We start from the raw sequence: 24,019 nt of genomic DNA on the forward strand, positions 1-24,019 counted from the left end.
CCCTCCGATCGTTTGGTATTCGAACTAGTTGGGCACCCCACGGCCCATATCCCCTACCTCTTATCCGTTTTTACATCGAGGTTCAACCACAGGAACAGCTGCGGCATCCCTCAATGTTCCCCCCATTGGGGACGGAAGAAAGACGGCCTATGCAGGAGACCAGTGACACAAGGCATGTCATCCTGAGACCGTAGTAGACGTTGAGGCCCTCCTTCCGGCAGTACAGTATCCCCGCCTCCTTCATCAGGGACAGATGCTTGCTTATGGTGGTCCTGTCAAAGGGGAACAGGTCCGATATCTGGCACACGCACATCTCCCGGCTTCCCAGGGCCTCCAGGATCCTAAGCCTGACCGGGTGGGCCAAGGCCTTGAGCACCTCCACCCGGGGATCGAAACCGGTCACGCCGTCCGTATCCAAAGGCTAACGACCTCCCATCTCGCAGAACCGCTTGATCCACATCTCCCACATGGCTCCCCCGTGAGGACAGCCCTTGAGATCGACGAACACAAAAGCCCGGGGCACACCCTGAACCTCACAACCCAAGATATGTGGCAATTTTATCACATATATTGCACAAGTCAACCAACCGCGGGGCAAGGGAAAGCGGCCTAGAAGGCCAGGTACAGGAACCGGGCGGCGGCGGCAAGCATTATCAGCCCCGCCAGGAGGCGGAAGGCCCTTTCCCCGGCGCTGAGCCACCGGCTCTCAATGACTCTCCTTATGGCGGCCCCGGAAAGGCCCGCCAGGATGAACGGCACCGAGTGCCCCATGGAATACACGAGCATGAGTAGCGCCCCACTTACCGCACTTCCGGATCCCACCGCCGCGCTCAGCATGGCTATGAGGAACGGGGAGGAACAGGGAGAGGACACCACCGCCAAGGCAGATCCGGTGAGCACCGCCCCAAGGGGGCCCGGGGGGAAACCGATGGTGCGAAGCCTTGGCGTTGGGAGCTCCACAAGCCCCAGGACCGCGAGCCCGGACAGTAGGAGCATCCCACCTATGAGGCCGTAAAAAAAACCTCCTCCCCTGCCTAAGAGGGCCCCCAGGGCGGAGGCACCAGCCCCAAGGGGAACGTAAACCAACCCAATGCCCAAGGCGAGACACCCACCGAGCAGCAGCCCCTTCCGGGTGGAGACGTCCCTATCCCCCCCCACCACCGCCATGGTCAGCGGTGCGGTGACTAGGAAGCAGGGGGACAGGGCGCCCACAAGCCCTATGGCCCCTGCGTACAGCAGCTTATGGGCAAAGCCCACCCGGGAGAGGGCAGAAAGATCAAGGAGATCGAGGATCAATCCACCGGCACCCCCATCTGCCGGAACAACCCCACTATCTCATCGGCGGTGAGAGGCCCTTCGTGGAAGGTGAAAAGGTGCTTCCCATCACCGGAGCGATACTCCACGAGACCCAATACGTCCCCCTTGGGCACCTCCATGGGAACCCCCTTGGGGCCAAAGAAGAACTGGGTGGGGATTACCCGCAGGGGGAAACCCTTCGCCAGGGACTGGTCCTCCCAGACGTCCGCGAAGATCACCCGCACCTTACCCTTAAGCAGCCTCTCCGCCTTCACCAGCTCCGGCGCCATCTCACGGCAGGGACCGCAGTACTCGGAGCCGAAGTCTATCATAACCGGCATGGGGGATGCCAAGGCCTCGGATATCGCTCCCCGGTCCCTCACCTGAAACGTAAACCCTCCGGCCTTTACCTCCCTCCTCCTGTCCCATTCCCTCATGCCCCATGCGGAACCTATTACCAGCACTGCCAAAGCCAGAGCCCACAACCTCTTGTCCTTCCAGGCCAAACGCAACTACCTCCTAACCCTCAAGAAAGCCCTCTCCAACGAAACGTCACTCCACGAGCCGGAATCTAAGACGCCCCACCCCTTCGACGAAGAATAGATAGTCCCCCTCCGGGGATGGGCGGCTCCGCTCCATCCAGGCCAGAACCTCATGATGTATCCAGCAGGCCAAATCCTCCCGCCCCTCCACCGGGAAGGGGCTGAAACTATGATGATCCTCCTCCGGAGGACCCCAAAGGCCCATGGGGCCCTTGTAAGCCATTCATCACCCGGCCACTATGGTGCTCATGATCATCCGGAAATCCCTGCCGTGCCTTGAAACCATCTCAAGCCAGTACTCCGACGTGATCCGCACCTTCATAACCTCACCTCACATCCTACAAGGCCGGGGGAAAATCCCCCTTCCCGGATTGCATGAACTTCAAGCAAGGAGCTCACGGCCCCTGAGCTTAAGAAACCCCTCAGCCGCAGCCCGGGGGCTCATCACCTTGGGGAACTGCAACACGGGACAGCAGGTCCCGGATGTCCTTTGAGCAGCAACGGCCCTCGGGGTGGAGCTCCTTGCACCTCATGAGGGTGCATGCCCCGGTCATGGCCTTCACGTCCTCCAGGGTCCTGGCCCCCTTTTCCACGGCCCTGATTATGTCCCCCTCCGTAACGTTGGAACACCAACACACCACCGGATCGTTCAACGATGCCTACCTCCCAAAACACAGCATTGTAACGTCATCCCTCGCGGGGGAACCGCCCAGGAAGGCCTTGAACTCCTGGGCTATCCTGTCCAGTATGCCCTTGGGGTCCAGGTGACAGGCCCCCTCAAAGGCCTCCTTCACCCTGCGATGGCCAAACCTTGCGGCCCCGGCCTCCTGATCCGCCATCCCGTCGGTACACAGGAGGAGCCTCGCCCCCTTGGGGAACGACACCCTCACGGACTGCAGGGTCTCCATTTCCCCGAGGCCCGCCACGGGGGTCCCCACCGCGTCCAGGAACTTGGCCCCCTTGCCGGGGACGAACAGCAGGGGACGGACGTGGTTGCCCGCGTTAACCACCTTGCACAGCCCGTTCCCCGTGTGGATCACCGCCGCCTGAAGACATATGAAGTAGTCGTACAGCATCTCCTCCCCGGCGAACCGCTGGGCCACGGAGCGCACCAAGAGCTCCGGCTCAAGGGGACCCTTCGTCAGCCGGACCCAGTCGGACACCCATTCCCTCACGAAAAGGGAGATGAGGGCCCCGTCCAGTCCATGTCCGCTCACGTCCACCAGGTAAGCCAGGGTCTGTTCCCCCATGGAGATCACCTCGTAGAAGTCCCCCCCTATCTTAGAGGCGGGTTCGAAGTAGGCGGCCCCCTCAAGCCCATCCATGGGGGGTATCTTGGGCAGCAGCTTCCTGTGTATGCTGGCCGCCTTGGCGAACTCCTCCTCCAAGGCCCGCCGGGCCTCCCTTAGCTTTGCGGTCATCACCTCCAGCTCCTCAAGGTACACCTCCGCCTGGGCCTCCGCCCTCAGCCGCTCGGACAGATCTATGGCGGTGACGAAAAGGGCGTCCCCCCCCTCCCAGCGGCCCCTGGCGAAGTGGAACTCCATCTCCATGGGCTTGCCGGATGAGGCTAAAAGCGAGTAGCGGCCGATGCGCAGCATCCTTTCCCTGGATATGAAGGACCTAAAGGCTTCCCGCTGATCCTGGGGCAGGAAGCTGGCGAAGTCCGCGCCCTTCAACACCTCCAAGGGGAGCCCTAAAAGGAACGCGGCGGGCAAACCCGCCTCCAGCACCCGACCGGTACGGTCCAACACGAAAAAGAGGTCCGGATGATAGTTGAACACCGCAGATAGGTTTTCCCCTTCCAAAATCCCACCCCCAAAGGGTCCTCGAAGAGATTATAATCTTTCCTGCCAAGGGCGTCCTCAGCGTCCCAAGGAGGAGGATGGGTTAGTTGAAGCATAAGGCCAAGACCAATGCGGTGAGGATAATGGAGTCAATGGGCATAGATTTCAGGCTGGAGGAGTACGAAGTGGACCCGTCGGACCTGTCCGCCCAGGCGGTGGCGTCCAAGGTGGGGCTCCCGCTTAGACAGGTCTTCAAGACCCTGGTGCTCAAGGGGGACAAGACCGGGCATCTGGTGGCGGTGATCCCGGGGGACAAGGAGCTGGACACCAAGGCCCTGGCGGCGGAATCGGGGAACAAACGGGTGGAGCTGGTGAACCTCAAGGACCTTCAGCCCCTCACGGGATACGTCCGAGGGGGATGTTCCCCGGTGGGGATGAGGAAGCAGTTTCCCACGTACGTGGACCAAAGCGCCCGGGAGTTCCCCTTCGTATCGGTCAGCGCCGGCTTGAGGGGGCTTCAGGTCCTCATAGCTCCCGAGGACCTGATAAGGGCCTGTTCCGGGAAGTGGGCTTCCATAGCTAGATGATCTTATAAAAAGGCAAACCGATAAGGCCTCTGGAAGGAGCGTCACGGCATTGAGGATAGTCATCGTCGGAGCCGGGGAAGTGGGTTTCAACGTGGCCCGGAGTCTCTCCCAAGACGGTCACGATGTAGTGGTGGTGGAGGAGAACCAAGAGAGGTTCTCCAAGGTCTCGGAGGAGCTGGACGTGATGACCGTGGAGGGCAACGGCTCCCGGCCGATGATCCTGGAGAGGGCCGGGGTGGCTCCCGGGGGCAGCACGGACATGCTCATAGCCTGCACGAACCGGGATGAAGTGAACATCCTGGCCTGCTGGATAGCCAAACAGGCGGGGGTGCCTAAGGTCATCGCCCGAGCGGTGGGGCTGGAGTTCACCGACTCGCCGGAATGGGGGGAAAAGCTGGGGATAGACATGATGGTTTCCCCTGAACGCTCCGTGGCCTACGAGGTCGATAACCTCCTGAGGGCCCGGTGGGCAACCCACTCGATGGACGTGGCCTCCGGGGCGGCCTCCATCTACGCGGTTCCGATCAGGGAGGACTGCCCCTCCTTGGATTTGAGCCTGGCGGAGATACGAGAACGCCACCGGGACCTAATAATGCTGGTGGTGTACATAAAGCGGGGGGACAGGGGCTTCATCCCCAACGGCAGAGACCGGTTGAAGCGGGGGGACCTCTGCTATTGCCTTTGTTACAAAGGGCAAACCCCCATGATGGCGGGGGTCCTGTGGCCCCCCATGGCGGGGGGGATAAAAAGGGCCTTTGTGGTTGGTGGGGGCAAGGTGGGCTTCCAGGTGTCAAGGAGGCTGGCCTCCAACGGGGTGAGCGTGAAGCTCATAGACCATGAACGGGAGAAGTGCAAGCGTCTCTCCAGGGAGCTCGAGCGGGTGGATGTGATATGGGGGGACGGTTCCGACGAAGGGCTGTTGCTCCAAGAGGGCATCGACAGCTCCTGCGCTTTCATCAGCACCACCGGCTCGGACGAGAACAACATAATCCTGAGCGTGCTCGGCAAGAACCTCGGCGCCGCCAAGAGCATAGGGGTGGTGAAGAAGCGGAGCTACCTGAAGATGGCGGGGATCCTTCCCATAGATTCGTTGGTAAACAGGAACATGGCGCTGTCGGATCTCATAATAACCAGCGTCCGGTACCCACAGGGTAATGAGCGGGTCTCCCTCCTTGAGGACATCGGGGCGGAACTGGTGGAGACCGTGATCCCCACCGACAGCCCCTCGGCGGGCAAGACCCTCATGGAGCTTGATATTCCCCAAGGGGCGGTCATCGGCATGATAACCCGTGGGGACAGCAGCTTCATACCCAATGGGCTCACCAGGCTGATGCCCCACGACCAGGTGGTGGTCTTCTCTGAAGAGGACAAGACCCGGGACGTATTGGCATCGTTGGGGGTGCGCGAGGATTGAGGCCCCTCATAGCGGTGAAGTTCGTCTCCCTCCTGGTGTTCGTGGTGACCGCCTGCATGATATGGCCCTTAGGCTGGGCGATCCTGTCCCACGGCACCGACGTGATGCCCCTGTGCGGCTCCATCGCCACCGGGGGCCTTCTCTCCACGGCCCTCTGGTCCCTTTCCCGCCGGGCGGATGCGTCCAAGATGACCACCCGGGAGGCCTTTCTTGCGGTCACCATGTCCTGGGCAGCCGCCTCTGCCGTAGGGGCCATGCCCTTCTACCTCTCCGGAGCCACGGCCACTTACACGGACGCATTCTTTGAGGCCATGTCAGGCTTCACCACCACGGGCTCATCGGTGCTCACGGACGTGGAATCCCTCCCCAGGGGGATACTCTTCTGGAGGAGCCTTACCCACTGGCTCGGGGGCATGGGGATAATCGTCTTGACATTGGCGGTTCTGCCCGCTCTAGGCATAGGGGGTGTTCAGCTATTCAAAGCGGAGGTCCCAGGACCGGTGCCGGAGAAGCTCACCCCTCGAGTGGGGAGGACCGCCGCCATCCTTTGGGGGGTATACCTAGCCATGTCCGCCGCCCAGACCCTGTTGCTCCTCCTGGGGGGGATGAGCCTGTTCGACTCTCTCATACACACCTTCGGGACCATGGCCACCGGAGGTTTTTCCTCTTACAACCAGAGCGTAGGGCACTTCCAAAGCCCGTTCATCCAGTGGGTTATAATAACCTTCATGTTCCTGGCGGGGGCCAACTTCTCCCTTCACTACACGGCCCTGAAGGGCAGGGACCTGCGGGTCTTCCTAAAGGACAACGAGTTCATGTTCTACCTGGCGGTTACCACCGCATCCACCCTGGCGGTGATGGGCTTTACCCATGGGCATTTCAGCCGCTTCGAGGAGAGCCTCCGGGCCTCTGCCTTTCAGGTGATAAGCATACTAACCACCACCGGGTTCGCCACCGTGGACTATGAAAAATGGCACCCCGGGGCGCAGGGGATACTGTTCTTCCTCATGTTCATAGGGGGATGCGCTGGCTCAACCGGTGGAGCCATAAAGAACGTGAGGATCCTTGTCCTGCTTAAGCACATCGCCCACGAGGCATACCTCCTCATACACCCGAGGGCCATAAGGACCATACGGCTGAACGGCAGAGCCATCCCCCCGGGGGTCATAAGCTCCATAGGGGCCTTTTTCTCCCTCTACATGATGGCCTACGGTATAACCGCCGCCTTGGCCTGTGCCTTCGGGACCGACCTGACCACCGCCCTCTCCGGAGCCGCCGCAACCCTTGGTAACATCGGCCCCGGCTTCGGCATGGTGGGCCCCGCGGAGAACTACGCGGGACTCTCCGGTGGAGCTAAGTGGACCTTCGCCATCGCCATGATGGCAGGACGGCTGGAGCTCTTCACCCTGGCGGTCCTCTTCAGCCGGGCCTGTTGGACCAAATAGACAAGGCGCAAGGGCTTGACCAGGCCCCATTCGCTCAGCCCACCAACCCCGTGAGGGCCCGGACCACAAGGGGATCGTACCAGGTGCCCGCCTTGGAGGCTATCTCCTCCAGGGCGGCCTCCGCGGAGAACGGAGGCCTGTAGGGCCGGCCGGAGGTTATGACCTCATAGGAGTCCGCCACCCGAAATATCCTGCATAGCAGGGGGATCCCCTCCCCCTTGAGGCCGTGGGGGTAACCGGTGCCGTCGTAGTTCTCGTGGTGGTGCAGTATCAACCTGGCAATGCCCACCAGGTCCTCGGAGGACGCGTTGGCGATCCGATAGCCCGTCTCCGGGTGCTTGCGAACCAAGGACCATTCGTATTCGTCCAGCTCCCCCGGACGGGTGAGCATATCCGGGTCCGCCTCCACCATCCCCACGTCATGGTACTCCCCCAGCAACATGAGCTTCTCCATCTCCTCGTCGTCCAGCCCCATGCACCGGCCTATGCCTATGCAGAGGTTCGCCACCCTCCGGCGGTGCTCCGGGCTCTCGCAGGACCGACTCCCAAGGTCCACCATGAGGGACTTCACTATGTTCTCCCTCACGAAGTCCCGCTCCTTGAGCTTAAGGGCGTACATGTCGTCCTCCGAGCGTTTCAGCACCAGCCCCATGTCCTCCCCGGCGGACCTCTTCACCCCCACCCCAAAGGTTATCTTGTAGGGCACCGGACGTCGGTTCATCTCCATCAACGAAAGCCGGCGGGCTATCTGGGCGGCGGTCTCCGGATCGGTCTTGGGCAGCAGCACCACGAACTCGTCGCCTCCCCAGCGGGCCAGCACGTCCTCCTTCCGGAGGCTGTTCTTCAGGCGTTCCGCCACGTCCACCAGCAGCCGGTCCCCCTCGTGGTGGCCGAAGACGTCGTTGGTGAGCTTAAGGCCGTCCACGTCCCCCATGAGGACGCATATGGGAAGCTGCCGCTCCGTGTCCAGGCGCCGCATCTCCTCCTCGAAGAAGCGGCGGTTGTAAAGCCCAGTAAGGGGGTCGTGATAGCTCATCTGCTTCATTACTTCCTCCGCCGCCCGCTTCTCGGTGACGTCCCTGCATATGACGCCAAGGGCCGCCACGAAGCCGTCCACCCCCCTCATGGGGTGCACCGAGGCGTCAAAGACGGACCTCCTGCCTTCAAGACGAACCTCCATGTCCCGCCTTTTGGCGGCCCCCTCCGCAAGGGCCGATGACAGGAAGTCCCGCCACGACCGGGCATACTCCCCTTCCCCCAGTATCTCCTCCGGCGTAAGGCCCTTCACATGCTCAAGGGTAAGACCCCTGCGGGACAAGAAGGCGGGGTTGGCGTAAAGACACCTCAAGTCCCGATCCACCACCACCACCAGCTCCTCCATGGAGTCAAAAAGCTCTATTATCCGCTCCTCCATGTTCTTGGCGTTCCGCCGGGCCTCCTCCGCCTCCCCTGCCAGGGCCTTTTGGGCAATCACGGCGTCCCTGCGGCTTGCCTCCAGGGAGAAACAGCGGCCCACCAGCTCGCCGTTCAGCTCCTTGAGGACCCTAAAAAGCTGCCGGTTCTGCAGGGACCCCGCCAGGGAGTTGAGGATCACCGACAGGAAGACCAGCTTCACGTCCGGCACGTCCTCATAGGGCATGATGCCCACGAACATTCCCATCACCCGGCTGCTGGTGGCGATGGGATGCAGCATCACCTGGAAGGACTCGTCCGACGAGGTTCTCACGGTGCGCCTGTTGACCTCCAAGGCCCAGGCGAAGGAACCGTCCTCGATGAGCACGTCCTTCTCCCGTTCCACCAGGGGAAGCTTTGAAGAGGGGTAGCAGCCCGCCAGGTTGAAGCTCGGAAAGTCGTGCCCCACGATGTAAAAGGCGAAGGCGATAAAGGGCAGCACCGATCGGATCTGGGAGGCGGCGTCCTCTACCACGTCCTCGTCGCAGGAGCCGTCCTGGGAGCGCATGTGGCGGTTGAACTCCATGGCCAGCTGCAAGGCCCTTACGGCCTCCATCTTCTCCTTCAAGGCCTCCTCAAGCTGGGCCTCCAGCTGGGTTATCCGGGCCTCAAGCTTATTCACCAACCCCATGGCTAATCCTCCTCCCTTGAGGGGAAGAATATGCCGCTTATCTCCCGAACCTGGCGCTCCGCCTGGACGAACACCGGTTCTATGACGTTGACCGAAAACCCCAAAAGGTCCCAATGATAGGGGGAGATCTCGGGCACCATGAGGCTTCCGCTGGTGCCGAACCTGGACGCCACCGCGAAGGCGTCCGCCACGTGTATCAGCACCTCCTCCGGCACCTTGGCCCCCGAGGGATTGTGGTGGAACCTCACAAGCTCGTATATGCTTGAGGGGATCTTCCACTCCTTCATGGCGTAGTAGCCCAGGTGGGCGTGGTCGAACCCCAGCACCTCCCGCTCCGCCTCGTAAAGCGGCATCCCCTTGGACGACAGGGCCACCGCCTCCGCCATGGCAAAGGGGGCCTTAACGTATAGGATCATCCGCCCTATGTCGTGCATGAGCCCCGCCAGGAAGAACCGCTCCTCCTCCTTGAGGCCCATCTTGGCGGCCAGCACCCGGGCAAACACCCCGCAGCACACCGAGTGGTCCCAAAAGGACCGCATGGACACGTAGCCCGGGGCCACCCCCTTGAAGGCGGATACCACCGATATGCCCATGGCCAACGTCATGAGCTCCCGGACCCCCACGATGGTTATGGCCCGGCTAACGCTCTCAACCCGGGAGGCAAGGCCGTAGAAGGAGCTGTTGACGAGCCTTAAAAGCTTGGCGGAAAGGCTCTGGTCCTTGCTCACCACCCGGGCTATCTGCTCCACCGAACTGGAGGGGCGGCTTACCACCTCCCCTATCTTGTGGTAAACGTCCGGGAGGGTGACGAAGGACACCATGGCGGCGAGCTCCTGGGGGCTCAGCTTCCGCCTTGCCCCCTGCCTTGCGGGGGGAAGACAGCCGATGTCCACCAGCGGCACGTGGCCCCCCCTCTTAAGAGCCCTGGCCAGGGCCATGGAGGAACACCGGAAAAGCTCCTCCATGTGGGGAGCCATGGCCCCCTTGGAGTGGAAGAATGGGGACAAGAGCTCCCTGGCCCTCTCCATAAAGGCAGCGTCGGAGGAGGATCCCTCCCTCTTAACGGGAGGAATAGAGCCCTCCTGGGCCACCGACGCCTCCACCACCCCCCAGGCCTTAAGGGTCTTTATGTAGGAGTCCCTTATGACCGCCCCCTTGGGAAGGATGAACCGGCCGTTAGGGGCCAGAAGGTCCTCCTCCAGCACCATTCCATCTTTGAGCTCCGAGACCTTGACCTTAGGCACCTCTACCCTCCCCCAACACCGCTTGGGACGCGGCTAGAAGATCGTTTAATCATGCTTCTTAATTCTACATCCAACCGGAGCCTCTTGTGGTTAAAATTTCTAGAACTTGCCTCGCCTTAGCACCCACCAGGGGGCCATGGAGGAGTCCCGGTGGCCCTGGGCCGCGATCTCCCAGAGTATGGCGAAGGCGGACCACAGGCGGCACATGAAGGTGAAGGCCGGGAAGATGGGGATGAGGGGAAGGAATCGGATGTCGTCCCGGGGCCGCTCGGTGAGGCACAGCATGGCCGCCAGGTAGAAGAACACCGTCACCCCAAGGTAGAAGAGGTATATCCAAAGAAAAACGTAAAGGACCTTGCCGAGGCTCAAGGTTAAAAACGAAAAGCAAGTGTAGACCAGCAGCATCAGTGGCGTGATTATCTGGAAGTAGAAGCCCCCAACCAGGGTCACCAGGAAGTTGCGCCACCCCATGAGGGACGGGGAGAAGGACTTGAGGTGTTTGCGGACGTAGATGTAGAACAGATCCCCGTCCCAGCGGAGGCGCTGTTTTAAAAAGCCCCGGAGGGTGTCGGGCACGTCGGTGTGGCCCATCACCTCCGGGTCGAAGACTATCCGCATACCCGGGTTCCTGCCGAAGTAGTTCTTTATCCTCATGGTGAGGTCCAGGTCCTCGGCGCTTCCGCTGTCCCATCCCAGCACCAGCTCCAGGATCTCCCGGCGGAAGACCCCGAAGGCGCCGGATATGTTGTTCACCGTGTTGAACTGGCTCAAGCCGGTCTTGGCGGTGAGTATGGAAAGGAGGTACTCCAACCCCTGGAGGGCCGCCACCGGGGAGGCCCTCCAGTTTCGGACCCTAAGGCAGCCCGCCAGGGCCGCCACGTTGGGGTCCGCGAAGTGGCGCACCGCCTTCAGCACCATGTCGTTGTCGAAGGAGGTGTCCCCGTCCAGGGCCATGACCACCGCCCCTTCCGCCGCGTTAAGCCCCGCGTTCAGGGACGACACCCGCCCTCCCCGCTGCCACTTGGGGAGCACCCTGAGGGTGCGGCCCGGAAGGGACTTCACCATCTCCTCCATCTCAAGGGCCGCCCGGTAGGTGTCCCGGTTCCGAACCGCCCCGTCTATGACCGGGATTATCTCTATCTCCCCGTCGTAAAGCTGAAAGGCCAGGCTTTTTATGGTCTTCTTCACGTCCTCGCCCTCGGAGTAGCAGGTGATGACGCACGACACCTTGGGCCTGCCGGTGGGCATCTTATGGGGCACGTGGACCTTGTGCATCACGTAGCGAATGAGCCCCAGGGCAACCAGAAGGTAATAGGGAAGCTCCAGGAACACCACCCACGGCACGAACCTAAGGAGCTCCACAAAGGCCCTTGAGTCCTGGAGGTTAAGCGGAGGCCACAAGGTCAATCCCCCCGAAGGCGGGCCGCGAAGAGGTCCCCGTCGTCGTCCCGCTGCAGGTCCTCGGGCACCGAGAGCATCTTTATCTCCATGCGCAGGGGGACCCCGCGGCTTTCAACCTTTCCCGCCAGGGCCTCCAGGCGGCCCTTGAGCACGCTGCCGCCGGACCTTGGGGTCTTGGGGAGCAGAAGCAGCACCTCCCCCGCCTCGGTCCTGGTGCTCACGTCGGTGGCCCGCACCATCTCCCTTATGCGGCCTATGAGCTCCCGGAAGGCCTGGCTTCCGGCGGTCCTTCCCATGGAGTCCAAGAAGGCCTCCAGGTTGGGGAATCTTATCAGCATGAGGCAGAAGGGCTCCACCGGGGGACGTTTGGAGAGGCCCACCATCCAGTTCAGTATGTGCATGAAGGGCTCTGGCTTCATGTAGTTCAGGGTGTCCAGCACCGCGTACCGGTCCTCCATCTCACCGGTTTGAACCGCCAGTATGCCCTTATCGGTTATCCGGTAGCGGTAGAAGTTCCTGGGCACCAGGGCCTCCGGCTCGGTCATGAGGCCGCACAAAAGGCAGTGGCAGGACACCTGGGGCTCCGGGAAGGACTTGCCGCAGTCCCGGCAGCGGTAGCTCTCCATGGGCCTGTCGTAGTCGGCACCTATGTGCCTGAGCCTTGAGCCGCAGAAGGGGCACCGCATCTCCCCGGACTTCAGGAAGTCCTCCTCGGGACCCACCCGGCCACACACGAAACAGTGTATGAAGGGCACCTGCTCAAAGTCCATGCTGGAGCAGAAGGGACACAGGTCCACGCAGTTTATGTGCCCACCGTCGCACCTGGGACAATAGCGAACCCGCTCCACGAGCCCCGAAGGGGTTGCCTCCCTTATGAACCCCCTGTCGCTAAGGTTCGATATCCATCCCCGGGGCTCCAGAAGGCCGTTCCCGATGGCCTCCATGAGGGGCCAGTGGTAGACCTGGGAGGTGAGGGGGATCAGGACCGGTTCCAGGTCCCTCTGGGGACGGGTGTAGAGGAACGCGAGGAGTCGGTAGTCCAGGCTCTCCGCCAGCATCGAGGGGGACACGTCATCGATCCTCATCCTGGCGTCCTGGGTGAAGCGCACCAGGTCCTCCTCCGAGCGCCCCACCCCGTCGCACAGGTGTTGGGTCAAGTTGTCCAGCGGGGCGGTCAGGAAGACCGGGATGAGGACCCCGTCAAGCCTACCCCTTATGCGTCGGATCGCCTCCTCCGCCCCCTGGAAGGGCTCCACCAGAACCCCCGCCACATCGCCCAAAGGCAGTGTCTCCGGGGACGCCGGGGAGGTCAGGCGAAGGAACGAAAGGCCGTTAAGATCCACCCTGTCATTCATCGGGATACCTCCTCAGTCGAAGACCTTCCGGAACAACCCGCAGATGCCCCCCAGGTATTGGGGGCACAGCGGGAACGACACGGTCACGGGCAGCGAGTCCACCAGGCTCTGAGGTTCCACCGACCGATCCAGCCTTACCGGCACCAACACGGACCGCCCATCCGAACGTGGGTCCTGGACGGACAGCACCGGGGAGCCCTCCACATGCCCCGGGAGCTTCCTGCCGTCCGGGAAGCGTACCGTCACCGGCACACCGGGGCTAGAGCGGCCCAGCTTCCTGGGGTCTAGATAACAGATCACCCTCACGTCCCCGAGGCTGCCGAGGGACAGCACCGGCCCCCCCAGGGCCACCCCGTGCCCCTGGGGGGCGAAGACCTCGAGGATCACCCCGTCCTCCGGGGAGGCAACGGTCCGTTCAAGGGTCCCCTCCAGGGCCTTGAGCTCCCCCTCCAGCTGGGCGATCCTAGCCCGCCTCTGGGCCTCGTACTGCCTTATGGATGTATCGTCCACCTCCTGGGGCTCCAGCAGCGCCGACGACTGGGCAAGCGCCGCCCTGGCGGCCTCCAGCCTTCCCCGGGCCTCCTCCAGCTCCGCCCTGGTGGCGGCCCCCTGTCGGAAAAGGGTCTCCACGGACCTCAGGTACTCCATCTGGCGGGACAGGTTCAGCCGGTTGGCCCTCACAAGGGCCTCCTGCCCGGACCCGGGCCTGAGGGCCGCCGCTTTAAGCCCCGCCCCCTTTAGGGCCCGAAGCTCCTCCCGCAAGGCATTGGCCCTAAGGGGGGCGGAGGGGTCTTTCACGACGAAAAGCACGTCCCCGGCCCCCACCCTATCCCCGGGCCTTAAGGACAGGGAAGCCACCACCCCACCCAATGGGGACGATATGACCCGCCTCTCCATGACCAGCACTCCCGGGGCGGAGGCCAACAGGTAAAAGGCCGTTGCGCGCCACAGGAGCAGGATAAGCGGGGAGGACACCACCAGCAAAAGGGCGTACCAACGCCAGCGGAGGAAGGCCCTCTTAGGGGGGCCGTACTCAACCCTAACCCCCCGGTCCACGTCCTCCCTGACCTTCTTAGGGCTGAAGCTGATCTTCATCTAGGACCACCCCCTTCGGGCATTGATAAGAGGTCCTCCAGTGACTGGATCCATATGCCGGAAACCGACCCCGCCAGGCGCTCCTTGAGCTTAGGGAGGACGCCGCTGAAGAGGCCCATCCTTCCCAGGGGATAAAAGCTCTCATCCGGAGGCCCTCCCCTCTCCACCGAAACCGCCATGGACAGTCCCACGGCCCCGGCGGCCCTGACCAGGCGTTCCATCCTCTCCGCGGCGGCAAGGGGGTTGGATACGTATATCATGCAGGTCACATCCTGGACCCCGGAGACCTTGAGCAAGCCCAAGGTCTCCGGGAGGAACTCCCCCTCCAGGTACCTTGGGTGAATTGCCATGGATACCCGCCAGGGGGAGGCGCAAGCGGCGGCCCTAACGGACTCCAGGGTCTCCCTCAGGTACTTGACCCGGTTCCCCGGGGTTACCGCCTCCAACTGGTCCGGCTCAAGGTCCAGGTGGAGCCCCTCGAAGGGAAGGTCCCGAAGGGATGACACCAATGAGACCAGATGGGGCCTGCCCTCGGGGGTTATCCACCAGGGGTCCCCCAGGCAGAGCTCGATTTTAATCCCCATATCCGAGGCCCTGCGCAGGGCTTCAATCAGGTTATTCCTGGCCCCTTGGTTCTTAAGGATCTCCCGGACCCCTTGGGAGGTGAACGAGACCCGGAGGGCGGTTATCCCCAAGGCATTAGCCTCCTCCAACACGTGAAGCCCCCCCTTGAGAAGCCCGTCCCCGCCCCACATGTACGCCCCAAGGGGGACGGTATCGGCGGAGGGTTTGGACCGGTTGGCCGCAACATCCCGGTCGTAAGTCCCCGTGCCGTTGGATGGGGCCTTGAAGCTGGAGAGGCCGGAGAACCAGAGGGAGATTAGCCTCTCCCCCTCGGCGTGGAGGGCCATGGGGGTGACCGCCCAGACCTGGCCGGGGGCTTGGGAGGGGATCCCTGGGTCCTCCAGCACCTCCAGCAGCTCCGCGTGGTACTGGGCCCCGGTGCCCTCCGCGTCAATGAGGGCAAGGGCGGAGTTCATCACGTCCAGGTGGGCCCGGAGCAGCCTCTCCGCCGTGTCCCCCGGGATCGCCCCGTGCCTCAGCCGGGCGGTCCTTAGGGCCTCCAGGGCGGCCTTGAGCCTGGCCAGGGAGAACTCCCCCTGGGCCAAGGCATACCGGAACTTGGAAGATCCCTCCGCCAGATAGGATTCGAGGCCCATCCGATGGGCGGACATCTCCGCCTCCAGGGCGTTAAGGCGCCTTATCTCCGCGGAAGCCTCCAGGGAGGCCGCCTTAGGCTCCCCCTCCGGGAAGGCAAAGCTCAGGGACACGAAGGCCTCCTCCCCGTAGCGCCCCGGGGACTCCTTGGTGATCTGGAAGCCCCCCTGCAGGTAGGAATCGTACTGTCCCCTGGCCCTGTGGCCCACGAGGGAACTTCTAAGGTCCGCCGCATCCCTCATGGCCTTGAGCTCACCGCTGAACTCCCGGGCGATCCTCAGGGCTTCATCGCAGGAAAGGCTCACGGGCTTCATCGGCGGCACCCCCACGTCCAGGTCCAGGGGCAAGGGGTTCAGGATCCCGGCGGACCTCCTTATGACCCCAAGGGCGGCGTCCTCCACCGCCTTTGAGGCCGCCGCCTCCCGGCGGGCCAGGAGGAACCAGCTCTTCATCTCCATGAGGTCGGACTCGAGGAGGAACCCCTGGGAGGCCCTGGCCTCCATCACCGGGATGAACCGTCCCTCCAGGGCCAGGAAGCCGTTTAGGACCTCCATCCTGCGTCGGGCGGTCCAGAGGGACACCCATGCCTTTCTCAGGGCGGTGAGGTTGGCCCGTTTTACGTAGTAGAACCGCCGCAGGGCCTCCAGCTCCGCCAGGCGGGCCTCCGCCTCCGCTATACGCTCCTTGTGCCAGGAGCCGAAGAGCGGTAGCCTGGTCCCAACCCGGAGCGAGTAACTGGAGTATCCCTCCACCTGGGAGGATCCGCTTCTGGAGAGGGGCTCGTTGACCCCCCTGGCGGAGAGCTCCGCGAAGAACCAAGCGCCAGACCGCTCCCTCACCGCCTCCAGCGCCAGGTGGGCCGCCGCGAGCTCCTCCGAGGCCTTCAGCACCTCCAGGCCCAGGGGCACCCGGGCCTCCAGCTCGGGAAGCGTGAGCGGGGAAGCGCTGACCGCCGGGACGAACAACAGCACCAACAAAAAGGCCAAACGAAAGACCACCGCGCTCCCTCCTTTGTGGGACGCACTCCATGGGACCTGGTCCCAACCGCCCAGGCTAATTATTAACGATTATACCCCTTGAGCAGCACAACCCCCAGCACCAGTTCCCCCAGCAGATGCGGGCATGTGGTTCGTCAGTTCAATGTTCTAAATATTTAGCTTATATTGACTAAGCCTATTAATTTGAATAATATTTTGATGCCCGCCGACGACGTTCTTAAAGACATAACGACAATGCGCGGTTAAAGGGCTAAAAATCCCAAGCAAACGGAGGTTTCATCCATGGATTCCATCTTATCCTCCCTGCAAGGGGCGGTAAGCACCGCCAACGGGGTGCTCTGGGGCAAGATCATGGTGTGGCTGCTCCTGGGCACCGGTGTCTTCTACACCCTGCGTCTCCGGTTCCCCCAGGCAAGGCACTTCCTTCACATGTTCAAGGCCACGTTGAAGGGTCGGGACTCCTCCGGCAAGGGGATAACCCCCTTCCAGGCCCTCTGCACCGGCCTGGCGGCCCAGGTGGGGACCGGGAACCTGGCAGGGGTGGCCACCGCCCTGGTGTCCGGAGGCCCCGGCGCGGTCTTCTGGATGTGGATGACCGCGGTGCTCGGCATGGCCACCATCTTCGCCGAGGCAACCCTGGCCCAGGTGTTCCGGGTGAAGGACAAGGACGGCAACTACCGCGGGGGACCCGCGTACTACCTCGAAAAGGGGCTGGGCCAGCGCTGGATGGGGGTTCTGTTCGCCCTGTCCATAATACTGGCCATGGCCTTCGTTTTCAACGCGGTGCAGAGCAACTCCATAGCCGCGGGACTTAGGGGGGCCTTCGGCATGAAGGAGCTGCCGGTGGCGCTCTGCCTCATGGCGGTGACGGGCCTTGTGATATTCGGGGGCCTCAAGCGGATAGCCAAGGTGGCGGAGGTGGTGGTGCCCTTCATGGCCATGGCCTACATCCTGGTCTCCCTCTACGTGGTGATCTCTCACATCACCCTTTTGCCCCAGGTGATATCCCTCATCTTCAAGAGCGCCTTCGGCGTAAAGGCCGCGGCGGGAGGTGTCCTGGGTCACACGGTGGCCCAGGCCTTCCGCTACGGGGTGGCCCGGGGCCTCTTCTCCAACGAGGCGGGCATGGGCTCCACCCCCAACGCCCACGCCACCGCGGAGGTGAAACACCCCGCAGGCCAGGGCTTCGTGGCCATGATGGGGGTCTTCGTGGACACCATACTCATCTGCTCCGCCACCGCCTCCATAATCCTCCTCTCCGGGGAGCTCCAAAGCGGCAAGACCGGCATAGAGCTCACCCAGATGGCGGTCCGGAGCACCATAGGCCCCCTGGGCCCCTCCTTCATAGCCGCGGCGGTGCTCTTCTTCGCCTGGACCTCCATACTCGGCAACTACTACTACGGGGAGAGCAACCTCCTCTACCTCTTCCCCAACTGCGGCAAGGGCGGGCTTGCGATCTACAGGGCCATGGTGCTGGGGATGCTGCTCTTCGGCGCCATGACCTCGGTGCCCCTGGTCTGGGAGCTGGCGGACCTTTTTAACGGCGTGATGGCCCTCCTCAACCTCGTCGGCATACTGCTGCTGTCCAACATAGCCGCAAGGCTCCTTAGGGACTACGAGGACAATATCCTGTCCCAAGCGGAGATCCCGGAGGGCTCCGAACTAGCCCCGGACAGGAGCTGCTGAGCCGGCGGGAGGCGCCGCTAGACCCTCCAAATTCAAAGCCCCTAGGGCCGCCCGATACTCCCGGGCGGCCCTTATCCTATGCGCTTTCAAAGTCCGGGACTTTAATTTAAAATACCTACCAAAGAGAGCCGTCGGGAGGTGACACGTTTGACCAGCCCCATGGACAATGATTTGCTGCAGGACCTCTTCCGCCGTCTCCCCCTTCCGTTCGCCCTTCACGAGATGATATACCTCCCCGACGGAAGGCCCCACGACTACCGCTTCATATGGGTGAACCAGGCGTTCCTGGACGCCCTGGGGCTCAAGGAGTCCCCGGAGGGGAAGACCCTAAGGGAGGCCTTCCCGGAGGTCCTGAAGGACTCCTTCGACTGGGTGGCCTTCTTCTCCTCCGCCGCCGCCGGGTACGGGGTGCGGAAGGCCTTGGTCTTCTCAGAAAACCTCAAAAGGCCCTTCAACGTCATCTCCTTCTCACCTCGGCCAGGGACCTTCGCGGCCATCTTCCAGGACGTTTCCGATGAGTTGAACCGGATAAGGCTCCTGGAGGAGTCCGGTGAGCGGATCAAGGCGATATCCCTGGAGTTCGAGACCGTCTTCGAGGGGATCCAGGAGGGGGCCTTCCTCGTAGAGGTTTCGGAGGAGGGCTTCAAATACCTCATGGTGAACCAGAATTACCGCGTGATAACCGGCATAGGGGACCTGGACGTCCGGGGGCTTAAGGCATCCCAATTCCTGGGGGAGGCCGCCTCCCATGAGATAGAGGAGAACTATCGGCTCTGCATATCCCGGAAGGAGACGCTTAACTTTAAGGAGAAGCTGGTCACCGGGGAGGGTATCCGGGTACTGAGCACGGTCCTCATACCGGTGGCCAACGGGGAAGGAGCCCCCCACATCCTGGGGTTCATAAAGGACGTCACGGAGCAGGAGAGGGCCCAGGAGGAACGGGATGAGGCCCTCTCAAGGTACCGGGCCATGTTCAACGACCACTCGGCGGTGATGCTCCTGATAGAGCCCAAGTCCGGCAGGATCGTGGACGCGAACCCCGCGGCGGCGAACTTCTACGGCTACTCGGTGGATGAACTGCGATCCATGAAGGTCCAGGACATAAACATCCTGCCCCAGGAAGAGGTGGAACGCCGGCGGCTCAAGGCCCTGAGCGGAAGGCAGCGGTACTTCCTGTTCCCCCATCGTCTTAGAAGCGGCGAGGTTCGCATGGTGGACGTATACTCCGCCCCGGTGGACGTCATGAGGGAGAAACTGCTCTTCTCCATCATATTCGACGTCACCGACCGGGAGAGGATACGGAAACAGCTGGAGGAGGAGAAGGAGCTCTTCAAGACCACCTTGATGTCCATAGGGGACGGGGTGGTGACCACCGACCAGTCCGGGATCATCACCTCCGCCAACCCGGAGGCCTGCCGGCTCTCCAACAGGTCCCAGGGGAGCCTTCTGGACGCGAACTTCTCGGATGCCTTCCCCCTTCTGGACCCCAAGACCGGGGACGTCCGGGATCCCTTGGGGGCAGCGTTGAAGACCGGGAGGACCCTCCACATATCCGAGCTGCTCCTGCGGGTCCCCGGCAACGAGCTGCACGTGTCGGGCTCCGCGTCTCCCATAAAGGACCAACTGGGGGAGGTCATGGGGGGGGTTGTGGTCCTGCGGGACATCACCCACGAGAAGAAGTGGCGGGATAGGATGCTATTCATGAGCTACCATGACTCCCTAACTAGGCTTCCAAACCGCAGGTTCCTGGAGGAGCAGATGGCCCAGCTGGAGGAAGAGCAGTCGTTCCCCGTGGCGGTCATGATGGCGGACGTGAACGGCCTTAAGATGACCAACGACGCATTCGGCCACGAGCGGGGGGACGCACTTTTGGTAGCCGCCGCCCGGCTGCTCAAGGGGGCTTGCCGAAGGGGGGACGTGGTGGGCCGATGGGGAGGCGACGAGTTCGTGCTGCTGCTCCCCGGCGCCACCCCCGACGGGGCCAGGATAGCGGCGGAACGGATAGCGGAGGCGGCGTCCAAAGCCAGGCTCGGGGACCTGGAGATCAGCATCGCCCTAGGATGGGGGGCCAAGGTGGATCCCTCCCAGAGACTGCATCAGGCCCTGAAGGAAGCGGAGGAGATGATGTACCGCCACAAGCTAACCGAGGGCAGGGAACAACGCCGAAGGATCCTGGACCAGATCTTGGCGTCCCTGGGGGCGAGATCCCACGAGGACGAGGGACACAGAAACCGGCTAAGACGGCTCTGCATCAACATCGGGAGCACTGGGGGGCTCAACTGGGAGGCCCTAGAGGACCTGGAAAGGCTCTGCCTGTACCACGACCTCGGCATGATAGCCGTACCTGCCAGGACCTTGCTCAAGCCAGGCGGCCTAGGCGAGCCGGAATGGTTAGACGTAAGGCGCCACACCGAGGTGGGCTACCGCATCGCCCAGAACATTCCGGAGCTGGCGGGAGTTGCGGACCTTATACTCCTCCACCACGAACGGCACGACGGATCCGGCTACCCCAGGGGGCTCAAGGGGCTTCAGATACCGGTTCAGTGCCGGATATTCGCCCTGGCGGACAGCTACGACGCCATGACCCAGCCAAGGCCTTACCGCACATCCGTATCCCCCAGGGAGGCGCTGAAGGAGATAGAGTCCCAGCGGGGACTTCTCTTTGACCCGGATCTCACAGACCTGTTCATCCGAGTGGTGTCCCAGGAGATCTGACCCCCGGGGGCATCGGGAGGACACAAGGGGACCGAAGGGTGCTAAACTCCACCCGGAGGTGATCCCAATTGACGAACCACGTGAGGCAAGAACAGGCCCTGGCGGAGGCGTTCCGCTTCCTGGAGGACCACCGGGAGGCCGCCTGCGCCATGTCGGATCGGATAGGGGACAATCCGGAGCTCGGGGGAGAAGAGATCAACACCTCCGGGGAGTTCAAAAGGGCTCTTTTGGACTGGGGATTTCAGGTTGAAGACCGTCTGCTGGGGCTTAAGACCGCCTTCCGTGGGACCTGGGGGCACGGACCGGTTAGGATAGCCCTCCTGGCGGAGATGGACGCGCTGCCAGAGATAGGGCACGGCTGCGGCCACAACCTGCACGGCACCGCCTCGGTCTTCGCCGCCCTGGCCCTGGCCAAGGCGCTGAACCCCTCGGAGGCCACGATCACGCTTTTCGGCACACCCGCGGAGGAGACCCAGGGGGCCAAGGCGGCCATGGCGGACGCGGGCCTTTTCGACCAGGAGGACCTGGCCCTCATGTTCCACTGCTGTTCAAAGGTGAACTTCGTGGACTACCGTTCCATGGCCATGGACTCCTTGGAGTTCACGTTCACCGGCCAGACCTCCCACGCCGCAGCGGCACCGTGGGAGGGGAGGAACGCCCTCAACGGGGTCAACCTGTTTTTCCACTCCCTGGACATGCTGCGCCAGCACGTGAAGCCCTCGGTACGCATGCACGGCATAGTGACGCTGGGGGGCACCGCCCCCAACGTGGTCCCCGGGGAGGCCAGGACCCATTGGTACTTCCGATGCCCCACCAGGGAGGAGCTGAACCCCCTCTTGGAACGGGTGCTCAACTGCGCCAGGGGCTGCGCCATGGCCACGGAGACCCAGGTGTCATGGCGGAACAACGAGACCAGCTTCGATGACATGATGCCCAACCCCCCGGCGGAGGAGGCCATGGGGGAGGTGCTCAAGGACCTGGGCTTCAACCTCTCAAAGGGACCGGGACCCTCGGGATCCACCGACGTGGGCAACGTCAGCCGCCGCTGCCCCGCCCTCCAGCCGGAGCTTGCCATCTGGGACGATCCGGTTCCGCTTCACACCCGGGAGTTCGCAAGGATAACCAAGACGCCAAGGGCCCACCAAACCCTTATACAGGGCGCAAAGGCCCTGGCCGCCATGGCCATGAGGGTGGTCTTCCAGGACCACCTGAGGGAGCGGATGCACCGGGCCTTCCTGGACTCCAAGGGGAATGATAGGACCGACTGAATCGGAGGAGGAGAACTACAAGGCCCGGGCAGGACTTTCCCCCCCGCCCGGGCGCTTAAGGCCGAACCCTAACCTCAAAGACCGGGCAGAACGCCCAGCACCCTAGGCAGGTAGCGGCACCGCAGATCCCACAAGGGCCGGGACGGAATCCCTGCCCTTGGCTCCCTCCTCAACCCTGAAGCGGTCCAGCTCAACGTTTATCCTCCGCACCAGCTCGGTAAGGCTGACCGCCCCCTGGGCCACCTGCTCCGCCGCAGAGCCCACGTCACCCATCTGGTGCTTCACCACTTCCGCCGACTGGGCAACCTCCCTTATCCTCTCCGTCATGGCCTGGACCGCAGAGGCTATCTCCTGGGCGCTTGCGGCCTCCTCCTCCGCGGTGGCCGCCATGTCCTGGGCCGCCATGGATATGCCGTTCAGGCTCTGGTTTATCACCTCAAAGGCCTCCAAAACCTTCCGGGAAAGCGCCTCCACCTCGTCGGCCCCCTTGGCGTTCTCCTCCACGGACTCCACCACCACGTTGAGATCCCTGGATATGGCCTCCGCTATGTCCGATATGCTCCTCGCCGCCTGGGCGGACTCCTCCGCCAGCTTGCGAACCTCCTCCGCCACCACCGCGAAGCCCCGGCCGTGCTCCCCCGCCCGGGCGGCCTCTATGGCGGCGTTCAGCGCCAACAGGTTCGTCTGGTCCGCTATCCCACCTATCTGAGACACTATGGTCTGGATGGCCTTGGCCCGCTCGTGCAGCTTCTCCACCATCTCCATGGAGCTCCTGGCCTTGTCCGCCACGGTCACTATGGACTCCACCGCCTGCCTCACAAAGCCCATCCCCGCGTCCTGCTGCTCCTTCGCCTTAACCACCTGCTCCGCCACCTCGGTGCTCTTGGTGGCCGCAAGGGACGCCGCAGAGGCCACCTCCTCCACGCTGGCGTTTATCTCCTCCGCGCCGGACGCCAGGTCCTCAAGGCCGGATATGGACATATCCGCGCTGGCCCTGGTCTCCTGAACCGCCGCGTTGGTCTCCTCCGCCATGGCGGAGAAGCTCTCCGCCTCACCGCTCACCCCACAGGCCAAGGACCGAATTTCCAAAAGGGCTCCCCCCACCCGGCCGCAGAGGTACTCCACGTTGGTGTACAACTCCCCTATCTCATCCTTAAACCGGTCGGGGGCCTTAAAGGACAGATCCAGTTCCTCCGCCATGTGCTTCACCGCGCCCCCAAGCTCCCTAAGAGGCCTGGTTATGGAAAGGGCGGTCGCCACCGCGAGGAGCAGCTCCAGGACGAGCACGGAAAGTGCCACCGCCCAGCCGATCCTATAAGCCCTCCGGGACTCCTCCTCCACCTTGGCGTTCTCCTGGTCCAGGACCCTCTTAGCCCCCTCCTCAAGGGCCGCCATGGCCGCCACGGCCCTCTCGGTCCTCCCCCTAGCCTGGGCAAGGAAGGCTTGGACGTCCCCGTCCGAAAGCCTGGAGGCCTCGTCCAGAACATCCATCATGCCCTTGAGGGCCTCCACCGCCTCCTTGTGGGCCTCCCGGGAACGCTGGTCCAGTTCAATGGTCCCCTCGTAGGCCTTCAAGGACTCCAACGCAGCCCCCAGGGCCCTTCGGCCCTCGGCGAAGCAGGCCTCCCTCTCCGCACCTTGAACCATGAGGCCCCTGTAAAGGCCTATCTCCCCCGCAGCAAGGTTGAACTTCGCCTCCCCGGCGTGGAAAAGGCCCACACCCCCCACCTGGTACATGGCGCGGGCCACTTCCTTCGCCCCCCCAAGCTTCCAAAAGAGGACGGCCCCCATGGAAGCCAAACCCAAACAGCCTATCACCACCAAGGCCCATACCCTGAAAGCCACCGAGAAACTGCGAAGAAACCGGAGCATCTCCACAACCTCC

General features: G+C 63.0%; 19 protein-coding genes. 6 read left to right on the forward strand and 13 right to left on the reverse strand.

The annotated features are described in order from the left end of the window. Positions 1–82 precede the first annotated feature (82 nt). From THEVEDRAFT_RS08385 to THEVEDRAFT_RS08410, 6 genes are all read right to left on the reverse strand, one after another. Positions 83–418 carry an ArsR/SmtB family transcription factor gene (locus THEVEDRAFT_RS08385; protein WP_006584297.1) on the reverse strand — a complete coding sequence of 112 codons (336 nt, stop codon included), beginning with the start codon at positions 416–418 and terminating at the stop codon, positions 83–85. 191 nt (positions 419–609) lie between these two features. Further along, positions 610–1,296 (reverse strand): cytochrome c biogenesis CcdA family protein, encoded by a 687-nt coding sequence (locus THEVEDRAFT_RS08390; protein WP_006584298.1) that lies wholly within the window; start codon positions 1,294–1,296, stop codon positions 610–612. Further along, a complete protein-coding gene (locus THEVEDRAFT_RS08395; RefSeq protein ID WP_006584299.1) occupies positions 1,293–1,802 on the reverse strand; it encodes a thioredoxin family protein in 510 nt (169 codons plus the stop codon). The genes THEVEDRAFT_RS08390 and THEVEDRAFT_RS08395 overlap by 4 nt, the downstream gene beginning before the upstream one ends. A 46-nt stretch (positions 1,803–1,848) precedes the next feature. Next, complete coding sequence (locus THEVEDRAFT_RS08400; RefSeq protein ID WP_040825440.1) at positions 1,849–2,061, reverse strand: trimethylamine--corrinoid methyltransferase; 213 nt, start codon at positions 2,059–2,061, stop codon at positions 1,849–1,851. 199 nt (positions 2,062–2,260) lie between these two features. Continuing rightward, positions 2,261–2,491, reverse strand: a complete 231-nt coding sequence (locus tag THEVEDRAFT_RS08405; protein WP_006584302.1) for a (2Fe-2S)-binding protein — start codon at positions 2,489–2,491, stop codon at positions 2,261–2,263. Between the two features lie 6 nt (positions 2,492–2,497). Further along, positions 2,498–3,646 (reverse strand): PP2C family protein-serine/threonine phosphatase, encoded by a 1,149-nt coding sequence (locus THEVEDRAFT_RS08410; protein ID WP_006584303.1) that lies wholly within the window; start codon positions 3,644–3,646, stop codon positions 2,498–2,500. Between the two features lie 86 nt (positions 3,647–3,732). Between THEVEDRAFT_RS08410 and ybaK the strand changes: the two genes are divergently transcribed. Genes ybaK through THEVEDRAFT_RS08425 form a run of 3 tightly spaced genes read left to right on the forward strand, consistent with a single transcriptional unit; the run spans position 3,733 to position 7,071 of the window. Next, positions 3,733–4,212 (forward strand): Cys-tRNA(Pro) deacylase, encoded by a 480-nt coding sequence (ybaK, locus tag THEVEDRAFT_RS08415; RefSeq protein WP_006584304.1) that lies wholly within the window; start codon positions 3,733–3,735, stop codon positions 4,210–4,212. Between the two features lie 49 nt (positions 4,213–4,261). Next, on the forward strand, positions 4,262–5,626 hold the full coding sequence (gene trkA, locus THEVEDRAFT_RS08420) for a Trk system potassium transporter TrkA (protein ID WP_006584305.1): 1,365 nt from the start codon (positions 4,262–4,264) through the stop codon (positions 5,624–5,626). Then, positions 5,623–7,071 carry a TrkH family potassium uptake protein gene (locus THEVEDRAFT_RS08425; protein WP_006584306.1) on the forward strand — a complete coding sequence of 483 codons (1,449 nt, stop codon included), beginning with the start codon at positions 5,623–5,625 and terminating at the stop codon, positions 7,069–7,071. The genes trkA and THEVEDRAFT_RS08425 overlap by 4 nt, the downstream gene beginning before the upstream one ends. Positions 7,072–7,105: 34 nt before the next feature. On the opposite strand, the gene THEVEDRAFT_RS08430 is transcribed toward THEVEDRAFT_RS08425, so the two are convergent. From THEVEDRAFT_RS08430 to THEVEDRAFT_RS08455, 6 genes are all read right to left on the reverse strand, one after another. After that, a complete protein-coding gene (locus THEVEDRAFT_RS08430; RefSeq protein ID WP_006584307.1) occupies positions 7,106–9,154 on the reverse strand; it encodes a bifunctional diguanylate cyclase/phosphohydrolase in 2,049 nt (682 codons plus the stop codon). Positions 9,155–9,156: 2 nt separating this feature from the next. Continuing rightward, positions 9,157–10,398 carry an HDOD domain-containing protein gene (locus THEVEDRAFT_RS08435; RefSeq protein ID WP_006584308.1) on the reverse strand — a complete coding sequence of 414 codons (1,242 nt, stop codon included), beginning with the start codon at positions 10,396–10,398 and terminating at the stop codon, positions 9,157–9,159. 99 nt (positions 10,399–10,497) lie between these two features. Then, a complete protein-coding gene (locus THEVEDRAFT_RS08440) occupies positions 10,498–11,799 on the reverse strand; it encodes a glycosyltransferase family 2 protein (protein WP_245522657.1) in 1,302 nt (433 codons plus the stop codon). A gap of 2 nt (positions 11,800–11,801) precedes the next feature. Continuing rightward, on the reverse strand, positions 11,802–13,154 hold the full coding sequence (locus THEVEDRAFT_RS08445; RefSeq protein ID WP_006584310.1) for a TackOD1 domain-containing metal-binding protein: 1,353 nt from the start codon (positions 13,152–13,154) through the stop codon (positions 11,802–11,804). A 12-nt stretch (positions 13,155–13,166) separates the two neighbouring features. Continuing rightward, positions 13,167–14,249 (reverse strand): HlyD family secretion protein, encoded by a 1,083-nt coding sequence (locus THEVEDRAFT_RS08450; protein ID WP_006584311.1) that lies wholly within the window; start codon positions 14,247–14,249, stop codon positions 13,167–13,169. Next, the gene (locus THEVEDRAFT_RS08455) at positions 14,246–16,465 is read right to left on the reverse strand and encodes a TolC family protein (RefSeq protein ID WP_006584312.1); all 2,220 of its coding nucleotides are present in this window, start codon (positions 16,463–16,465) and stop codon (positions 14,246–14,248) included. The genes THEVEDRAFT_RS08450 and THEVEDRAFT_RS08455 overlap by 4 nt, the downstream gene beginning before the upstream one ends. Positions 16,466–16,747: 282 nt before the next feature. Here THEVEDRAFT_RS08455 and THEVEDRAFT_RS08460 point away from each other — a divergent pair, with 282 nt between their 5' ends. The 3 genes from THEVEDRAFT_RS08460 to THEVEDRAFT_RS08470 all read left to right on the forward strand — a co-directional run bounded on the left by THEVEDRAFT_RS08460 (position 16,748) and on the right by THEVEDRAFT_RS08470 (position 22,134). Beyond that, positions 16,748–18,151, forward strand: a complete 1,404-nt coding sequence (locus THEVEDRAFT_RS08460; RefSeq protein WP_006584313.1) for an alanine/glycine:cation symporter family protein — start codon at positions 16,748–16,750, stop codon at positions 18,149–18,151. A 138-nt stretch (positions 18,152–18,289) separates the two neighbouring features. After that, positions 18,290–20,866 carry a PAS domain-containing protein gene (locus THEVEDRAFT_RS08465; RefSeq protein WP_425358259.1) on the forward strand — a complete coding sequence of 859 codons (2,577 nt, stop codon included), beginning with the start codon at positions 18,290–18,292 and terminating at the stop codon, positions 20,864–20,866. A 68-nt stretch (positions 20,867–20,934) separates the two neighbouring features. Then, positions 20,935–22,134 (forward strand): M20 family metallopeptidase, encoded by a 1,200-nt coding sequence (locus THEVEDRAFT_RS08470; RefSeq protein ID WP_006584315.1) that lies wholly within the window; start codon positions 20,935–20,937, stop codon positions 22,132–22,134. Between the two features lie 102 nt (positions 22,135–22,236). Here THEVEDRAFT_RS08470 and THEVEDRAFT_RS08475 read toward each other — a convergent pair whose 3' ends face one another. After that, positions 22,237–24,006, reverse strand: a complete 1,770-nt coding sequence (locus tag THEVEDRAFT_RS08475; RefSeq protein ID WP_006584316.1) for a methyl-accepting chemotaxis protein — start codon at positions 24,004–24,006, stop codon at positions 22,237–22,239. Between the last annotated feature and the right edge of the window lie 13 nt (positions 24,007–24,019).

This window comes from Thermanaerovibrio velox DSM 12556 (genome assembly GCF_000237825.1).
Taxonomy (GTDB): Bacteria; Synergistota; Synergistia; order Synergistales; family Synergistaceae; genus Thermanaerovibrio; species Thermanaerovibrio velox.

Bases quoted from the DNA above. Each gene is read 5' to 3' on its own strand.
- THEVEDRAFT_RS08450 (WP_006584311.1), bottom strand. From the start codon at position 14,249: ATGAAGATCAGCTTCAGCCCTAAGAAGGTCAGGGAGGACGTGGACCGG.
- THEVEDRAFT_RS08475 (WP_006584316.1), bottom strand. From the start codon at position 24,006: ATGCTCCGGTTTCTTCGCAGTTTCTCGGTGGCTTTCAGGGTATGGGCC.
- THEVEDRAFT_RS08400 (WP_040825440.1), bottom strand. From the start codon at position 2,061: ATGGCTTACAAGGGCCCCATGGGCCTTTGGGGTCCTCCGGAGGAGGAT.
- THEVEDRAFT_RS08445 (WP_006584310.1), bottom strand. From the start codon at position 13,154: ATGAATGACAGGGTGGATCTTAACGGCCTTTCGTTCCTTCGCCTGACC.
- THEVEDRAFT_RS08430 (WP_006584307.1), bottom strand. From the start codon at position 9,154: ATGGGGTTGGTGAATAAGCTTGAGGCCCGGATAACCCAGCTGGAGGCC.
- THEVEDRAFT_RS08460 (WP_006584313.1), top strand. From the start codon at position 16,748: ATGGATTCCATCTTATCCTCCCTGCAAGGGGCGGTAAGCACCGCCAAC.